The sequence below is a fragment of the Maricaulis sp. genome, assembly GCF_030149235.1.
GTDB lineage: Bacteria > Pseudomonadota > Alphaproteobacteria > Caulobacterales > Maricaulaceae > Maricaulis.
In genome coordinates this window covers 1-7,619 of the sequence record NZ_JASBRW010000062.1, presented here as the reverse complement: position 1 = coordinate 7,619, position 7,619 = coordinate 1, and the positions used below count along the sequence as shown (strand labels likewise).

The window sequence follows — 7,619 nt, the reverse complement described above, 5'->3', positions numbered from 1 at the left end:
TCTATACCGCGACCGCGACAGATGCGGATGGCGATACGCTGACCTACGCGATCAGCGGCGGCGCCGATGGCAGCCTGTTCACCATTGACAGTGCGACCGGTGAGCTCTCCTTCATCGCGGGCGCTGATTTTGAAGTTCCCGCGGACGCCGATGGGGACAATGTCTTTGTCGTCGAACTTGAGGTCACGGATGGCGAGGATATCGCCGGCGTGACGGTCAATGTGACCCTGACCAATATCGATGAGGGTCCGGTCTTTACCTCGGGTACCTCTTTCAGCGTCGACGAGGACCAGACCGCCGCCTTTACCGCCATCGCAGCCGACCCGGAAGGTGCCAGTGTCACCTACTCCATCCGCGGTGCCGATGCGGCTCTATTCTCCATTGATGCGTCGACCGGTGTGGTCAGCTTCATCAGCGCCCCGGACTTTGACGCGCCGGGTGATGCCAATGGCGACAATGTCTATGTGCTCGAAGTCGTGGCCAGTGATGGCGGCATTGAGACGGTGCAGAATGTTTCAGTGACCGTTGAGGAAGTGCTGCCGCCGAACAATGTCCCGGTCTTCACTTCCGGCACGACGGCGACGGTGGCAGAGAACTCGACTGCGACCTTCTACACGGCAACAGCGACGGACGGGGATGGCGATGGCCTGACCTATTCCATCTCAGGCGGTGCCGATGGCGCGCTGTTCACGATCAACAGCTCGACCGGTGCCCTGTCCTTCATCAGCGGTGCGGACTTTGAAGCGCCCGGCGATGCCGGCGCCAACAATGTCTATGAAGTCACCATCCAGGTCAGCGACGGAACCGATAGCGTCACCCAGACGGTCAATGTGACCCTGACCAATGTCGATGAAGCCCCGGTCTTCTCGTCCGGCACGGCTTTCAGCGTCGATGAGGATCAGACCGCCGCCTTCACCGCTGCGGCCGCCGATCCGGAGGGCGTGAGCATTACCTATTCGATCCGCGGTACGGATGCGGCGTTGTTCAGCATCAATGCCTCGACCGGTGTGGTGACCTTCAACAGCGCACCGGACTTTGCCTCGCCGGGCGATGCCAATGGCGACAATATCTACGACCTTGAAGTCGTGGCCAGCGATGGCGGGATCGAGACGACGCAGAATGTGACCGTGACGGTCGAGGAAGTGCCGGATGCCGGTTCAGGCTCGCCGAGCATTACCTCTGCGGCGACCTCGACGGTTTCGGAGAACCAGACTTCGGCCTACGAGACCCGGGCGACCGATCCGCAGGGCGATACCCTGACCTATTCGATCTCCGGCACTGATGCGGCCCTGTTCCAGATCAACAGCGCTACGGGTGAGGTCAGCTTCCGCAATGTTCCGGACTTTGAGACCCCGGGCGATGCCGGTGGCGACAATGTCTATAACTTCACCGTGACGGCTTCGGATGGCGTCAATTCCGACAGCCAGGCTGTCGCCGTGACGGTGACGGATTCCAATGACTCCGGCGATGTGCCGAATAATGACACGACGACCGTGACCATGGTGTCGGGCGGTTCCTATGTCGGCAATATCGAGGTCGATGGAGACCAGGACTGGATCCGCGTCGAGCTGGAAGCCGGTCAGCGCTATGAGTTCAACCTCTTCGGGACGGGCGTGGACGAGCTCGATGACCCGTATATCTATCTCTATGACAGTACGGGAACTCTTATTGCCGAGAATGACGATATCTCGCTTGGCGTGATCCGCGACTCCCGTCTCGGCTTCAGCGTCGAGACCTCGGGCACCTACTATATTGCGGCCGGTTCCTGGATCGATGGCAATGGCGTCGGCACGACTGGCGAATATACGCTGACGGTGGCCCAGACCGATCCGCTCGGCTTCTACACCTATGACGAGATCGGTGATTACCTGAACCAGAATGGCTGGAACGGGGCGCGCTGGAACATTTCCACCGGTGACACGCTGACCGTCAACATCACTGGCCTGACAGCAGCCGGACAGACCCTGGCGCGCGCCGCACTGCAGGTCTGGACCGATGCCACCGGCATTCTCTTCAACGAGGTCTCGACCGGCGGTGACATTGTCTTCAGCGATGATGAGGAAGGCGCCTTTGCCGGCCCGAGCGGTCTGAGCGGCGGCTTCTTCACCGGTGCGACGGTGAATGTCGGTACCGGCTGGCTCGACACCTACGGCACCAATCTCGATGGCTATTCCTTCCAGACTTATATCCACGAGATCGGCCATGCGCTCGGCCTCGGTCACGCCGGCCCCTATGACGGCTCGGCGACCTACGGGATCGACAATATCTATCTGAACGATAGCTGGCAGAGCACGGTGATGTCCTACTTCTCGCAAACCGAGAATACCGACATCAACGCCTCCTTCGCCTACATCCTGACGCCGATGCTCGGTGATCTCGAGGCGATGGCCGACATGTACGGTCTCAACCCGACGATCCGCAATGGCGACACGACCTACGGCTATAATTCCAATGCCGGCAATGTCATCTATGACGCCACGGCCTTCACCCAGCCGGTCTCCTACACGGTGATCGATGCGGGCGGTACGGACACGTTCGACTTCTCCGGGGCAACGGCGAACCAGGTCCTCGACCTGCGCGCCTCGTCCTTCTCGAGCACGGACGGCCTGGTCGGAAATATCGGCATTTCCTCTACCACCGTGATTGAGAATGCGATCGGTGGTTCCGGGGCGGACACGTTTATCGGCAATGCCGCCAATAACGTCATGACCGGTAATGGCGGTAATGACATCTTCTACGCCAGCGGCGGTACGGACGTCTTCGACGGCGGTGCGGGAACGGACCAGCTGGTCCTGACCGGTGCCAGCTCGGATTACGACATCACCACCAATGGCTCGGGCAATACCGTCTATACCGACCTGCGTTCCGGCAGCCCGGACGGGGTGATCGAACTGATCTCCGTGGAGAGCGTCGTGTTCGGCGGTACGATCCCGGATACCGCGACCACGCCGGTCGGGATCGAGGAAGCCTTTGATATCGGCATCGTCGTCGAGGATTACGGCCATGCCGGCTGTGCCTGCTCGATGTGTAAATACATCCGCGGCGAGAATGATGCGGCGTCGAGCCTGAACTTCGTCTGGGAGTATGACGACAGCCCGTTCGCGGAACTGTCCGATATCGGCGACTTCGTCTCGCATGATTTCAGCGCCCACATCCCGCTGGGACAGCCTGTCGTGGGTGGAACGCTGACCGGAACATCCTTGTCCAGCGATGGTCTGGCCGGGTTCGATGATCTCACGGCCTTGCGGCCCGAGGCGCCGGACATTGCCGAAATGCGCGACGCCTTTGGCCTGTACGACACCTCGCCGCCGGAGCTGGACGCTGTCGATGATGCCGACGGGTTTGCCATCCTTTCCATCGACGGCGCGCCCATCAAGAGCGCCGTTGCGGACAGTGATGTCCCGATTGCGAATACGGAGCCGGTCAGCTTCGACGATCTCAACGAGGATGGTTCGGCCGATCAACCGGTCGATCTGGAGGGCTGGGGCTGATTTGCGCCCCGCTTTTCCACCGCCCTGCTGTGGAATGTCCGCGACAAATGATCTGCTCTGGCTAAATTCGGCCCGGGCAGATCGGAGGGATTGGCATTGACCATCCTGGTGACAGGCGCGGCAGGCTTTATCGGGTTTCATTCCTGCGAGGCTTTGCTCGCCCGCGGTGAACGTGTTGTTGGGATTGATAATCTCAATGATTACTACGACCCGCGGCTGAAGCAGGCCCGTCTGGAACGTCTGCAGCGTTATCCCGAGTTCACCTTCCAGCGCTGTGACCTGGCCGATAGCGAGGCGATTGCCGCGCTGGCTGAAAGCGTTGCCCCTGACCGCATCCTGCATGTCGGGGCCCAGGCCGGTGTGCGCTATTCCATTGAGGCCCCGCTGGCCTATGCCCAGAGCAATCTGGTCGGGCATCTCAACATGCTCGAACTGGCCCGCTCGCTGGGCGATGAGCTCAAACACTTCGTCTACGCCTCATCGAGCTCGGTCTATGGCGAGCAGGCTTCGGTGCCCTTCGCCGAGAGCGATGCCAATGACACCCCGGAATCGCTCTACGCGGCCACCAAGCGCGCCGATGAGCTAATGACGGCGAGCTATTGCCGCCTCTACGGCTTTGCTGCGACCGGGCTGCGCTTCTTTACTGTTTACGGCCCCTGGGGCCGGCCAGACATGGCTTATTGGCTGTTTGCCGACGCCATGCTGGAAGGCCGGCCTATCAATGTCTTCAACAATGGCGATATGGAGCGCGACTTCACCTATATCGACGATATCGTCGTGTCGCTGTTGCGCATCCTCGATGATGATCCGGCAGATGCGCGCCATGATGTCTACAATATCGGCGGCTCCTCGCCAGTGCGCCTGCTGGACATGATCGAAACGCTGGAGCAGGCGCTCGGCTGCAAGGCCGAGAAAATCATGCTGCCCATGCAGGCAGGCGATGTCACACGGACCTATGCCGATGTGACCAAGTTGCAGCGCGATTATGGCTACAAGCCCTCAACCTCGCTGGAGACCGGCCTGGCCGCCTTTGCGGACTGGTTCAAGAGCTGGCGCGACGCCCGCTAGCCCAGCATGGACTTGACCAGCGCCCGTGCGTCGTTGCCGTGTTCGCGATTGGCCAGAGCGAAACCGATACTGGCTTCCAGATAACCCAACTTGGAGCCGCAATCATACGGCGTGCCCTCGAACTCCACAGCGTCGAAGGCTTCTTTTTCCATCAGGCGCGCCATGGCATCGGTAAGCTGGATCTCGCCGCCGGCACCTGCCGCCTGGTCTTCCAGATAGTCGAAGATGGAGCGGTTGAGGATATAGCGTCCGGTGATCGACAGGTTCGACGGCGCGCTTTCGACCGGCGGCTTTTCCACCATGCCCTTCATGCGGATACGCGAGCCGATCCGCTCAGCCGGATCGATCACGCCATACTTGTTGACCTCATCCTTGGGCACCGGATTGACGGCGATGACATTGGCACCGGTTTCTTCATGCACGGCCACCATCTGCGCCAGGCAGCTCGGCTTGGCATCCACCAGAACGTCCGGTAGCAGGATGGCAAAGGGCTCGTCGCCGATAATGTCGCGCGCGCACCAGATGGCATGGCCGAGGCCCAGCGGGGCCTGTTGGCGAACAAAGCTCATCGTGCCTGGCTCGGGGCGGGACGGTTCCAGCTCCTCCAGGATCGCTGTCTTGCCTTTCTCGGCAAGGGTCGTTTCTAGTTCATAGGAGCGATCGAAATAGTCCTCGATGGCGCCCTTGTTGCGCCCGGTAACGAAGACGAAGTGCTCAATACCCGCTTCACGCGCCTCGTCGACCACATACTGGATCGCAGGGCGGTCGAAGACCGGCAACATTTCCTTGGGGATGGCTTTCGTGGCGGGCAGCACCCGTGTTCCCATGCCAGCGACAGGCAGGACGGCTTTGCGAATGCGACCCATTGATTTCTCTCCCCAACTTGCAGACTCATCGGTTAGCCAAGCCCGCGCCTGCAGTCTATCCCTGATGGCGTATTTTCTGGGCGTAACGCAGACGCTATACCTGTTGCCGGGTTGAAAAAGTGAGTTCGCGATGCCGCGTGCCCAAATTATCGAGGTCCAGTATCTGCGCGCCTTTGCGGTGCTTCTGGTGCTGATCGGGCACATCAACCAGGCCGAAATGCGCGTTATCGACGGTGATCTTCTGGGGGCGGTCGGCTTTTTCGGATTTTCCGGTGTCGACGTGTTTTTCGTCATCTCCGGCTTCATCATTCATACGCTCTATCGCGACCATTCCGGCTTCGACTGGCGTTTCTTCCTCAACCGGCTCAACCGGATCTATCCGATGTACTGGCTGGTCACTCTGGTGGGCATTGCCGGCTATACCTTGCTGCTCGGGCGGCCGCTCGAGGACATGGGCGGCAATACCAACTGGCTGACCACGGTGACCTTGTTCCCGACCGAGCAATTGCCCTTGCTCGCCATTGGCTGGACGCTAACCCACGAGCTGTATTTCTACCTTGTCTACGGGCTTTTCCTCGCCTTGCCGATGCAATGGCGGCCCTGGGCCCTGGGCGGCTGGCTGGCGATCAGCCTGTATGGCCTGTCCGGGCTCGGCGGTGACTTGCCGGCAGCCGTGGAGCTGGTGATCAGCCCGTTCAACCTGCTCTTCCTCAGTGGTATTGCCCTAGCGCAATTCCGGCCGCGTTTCGAGCGCTGGCGCTGGGCCTCGCTATTGCTGCTGCTCGGCGGTCTGGCGCTCGGCGGCTGGTGGACGCAGGCACACGGCTTGCTGGGCCTCGCGGACGACTCCATCCGCGTGCTGGTCTTCATGCCCTTTGCCGTTGGACTGTGCTGGGCGCTGCTGGCCTTCAAGCCGGTCCTGCCGCAGCTCTTTGCCCGCATTGGCGACTGGTCATACGTGCTCTATCTCGGCCACCCGCTGGTCATAGTGGCTTTCGAATTGCGCTTTGTAAGGGTCTTTGAAGCCTGGCCGTCAGCCCATCTGATTTTCTATGCAGGCTGTATTTTCGCCAGCCTCGTCGCGGCCTGGATCGCCCACGGGCTGGCCGAGCGTCCAGCCCTGGCGCTGGGCAAATCGCTGATCGCCCGCACCGGCTCGCCAAGAGCGGCGCAGGGCGGCGCTTAAATTGTCCAGAATTCAGCAGAATCTACGCTTGCGCTTGGCCCGCCTAAAAGCGATACCACGCTAGCTTAAGAATAGGAGTTTCGCCATGCGCGTCGCAATGATCGGCACCGGTTATGTCGGACTGGTTTCCGGGGCATGTTTTGCCGATTTTGGTCATGATGTGACCTGTGTCGACAAGGATGCCAGCAAGGTCGAGACCCTGCAGAGCGGCGGCATTCCGATTTATGAGCCGGGTCTGGATCTGCTGGTTCAGCGCAATGTCCGCGAAGGGCGCCTGCACTTCACCCAGGAACTCAAGGACGCGGTGCGCAATGCGGACGCGGTTTTCATCGCCGTCGGCACGCCTTCGCGCCGGGGTGATGGTTTCGCCGATCTGTCCTATGTCTATGCTGCGGCCAAGGAAATCGCCGAGGTCATGGAGGGCTATACCGTCGTCGTGACCAAGTCGACCGTGCCGGTTGGTACCGGTGACGAGGTCGAGCGCATTATTCGCGAGACGCGGCCGGATTCGGACTTCGCTGTGGTATCCAACCCGGAATTCCTGCGCGAAGGCGCCGCGATCGATGATTTCAAGCGCCCGGACCGTGTTGTCGTCGGTACCGATGACGAGCGCGCCCGCACTTTGATGCACGAGCTGTATCGTCCGCTTTTCCTCAACGAGACGCCGATCGTCTTTACCTCGCGCCGGACCTCCGAGCTGATCAAGTATGCGGCCAACGCCTTCCTTGCGATGAAGATCACCTTCATCAATGAGGTTGCCGACCTGTGCGAAAAGGTCGGCGCGAACGTGCAGGAAGTTGCCCGCGGTGTCGGTCTCGACAATCGTATTGGCGGAAAATTCCTGCATGCCGGCCCCGGTTATGGCGGGTCTTGCTTCCCGAAAGACACGCTGGCCCTGACACGTACGGCGCAGGATGCCGGCACGCCGCTGCGCCTGATCGAGACCGTGGTCGAGGTCAATGATAGCCGCAAGCGCGCGATGGCGGACAAGGTCATCGACGCCTGTAA

General features: G+C 60.7%; 5 protein-coding genes. 4 read left to right on the top strand and 1 reads right to left on the bottom strand.

Annotated features, from left to right (window positions below):
- Together Q1V51_RS09310 and Q1V51_RS09305 are read left to right on the top strand one after the other, a co-directional pair.
- A partial coding sequence (locus Q1V51_RS09310; protein WP_300555645.1) for a cadherin domain-containing protein occupies positions 1-3,491 on the top strand: 3,491 nt, incomplete at its 5' end.
- Between the two features lie 96 nt (positions 3,492-3,587).
- Positions 3,588-4,559 carry an NAD-dependent epimerase/dehydratase family protein gene (locus tag Q1V51_RS09305; protein WP_300555642.1) on the top strand — a complete coding sequence of 324 codons (972 nt, stop codon included), beginning with the start codon at positions 3,588-3,590 and terminating at the stop codon, positions 4,557-4,559.
- Here Q1V51_RS09305 and galU read toward each other — a convergent pair.
- Positions 4,556-5,425 carry a UTP--glucose-1-phosphate uridylyltransferase GalU gene (galU, locus tag Q1V51_RS09300; protein WP_300555640.1) on the bottom strand — a complete coding sequence of 290 codons (870 nt, stop codon included), beginning with the start codon at positions 5,423-5,425 and terminating at the stop codon, positions 4,556-4,558. The two genes, Q1V51_RS09305 and galU, sit on opposite strands and share 4 nt — an antisense overlap.
- A gap of 130 nt (positions 5,426-5,555) precedes the next feature.
- On the opposite strand from galU, the gene Q1V51_RS09295 reads away from it, so the two are divergent.
- A complete protein-coding gene (locus tag Q1V51_RS09295; protein WP_300555638.1) occupies positions 5,556-6,611 on the top strand; it encodes an acyltransferase in 1,056 nt (351 codons plus the stop codon).
- Between the two features lie 85 nt (positions 6,612-6,696).
- The coding region (locus Q1V51_RS09290; RefSeq protein WP_300555636.1) for a UDP-glucose/GDP-mannose dehydrogenase family protein at positions 6,697-7,619 on the top strand (923 nt) is incomplete at its 3' end.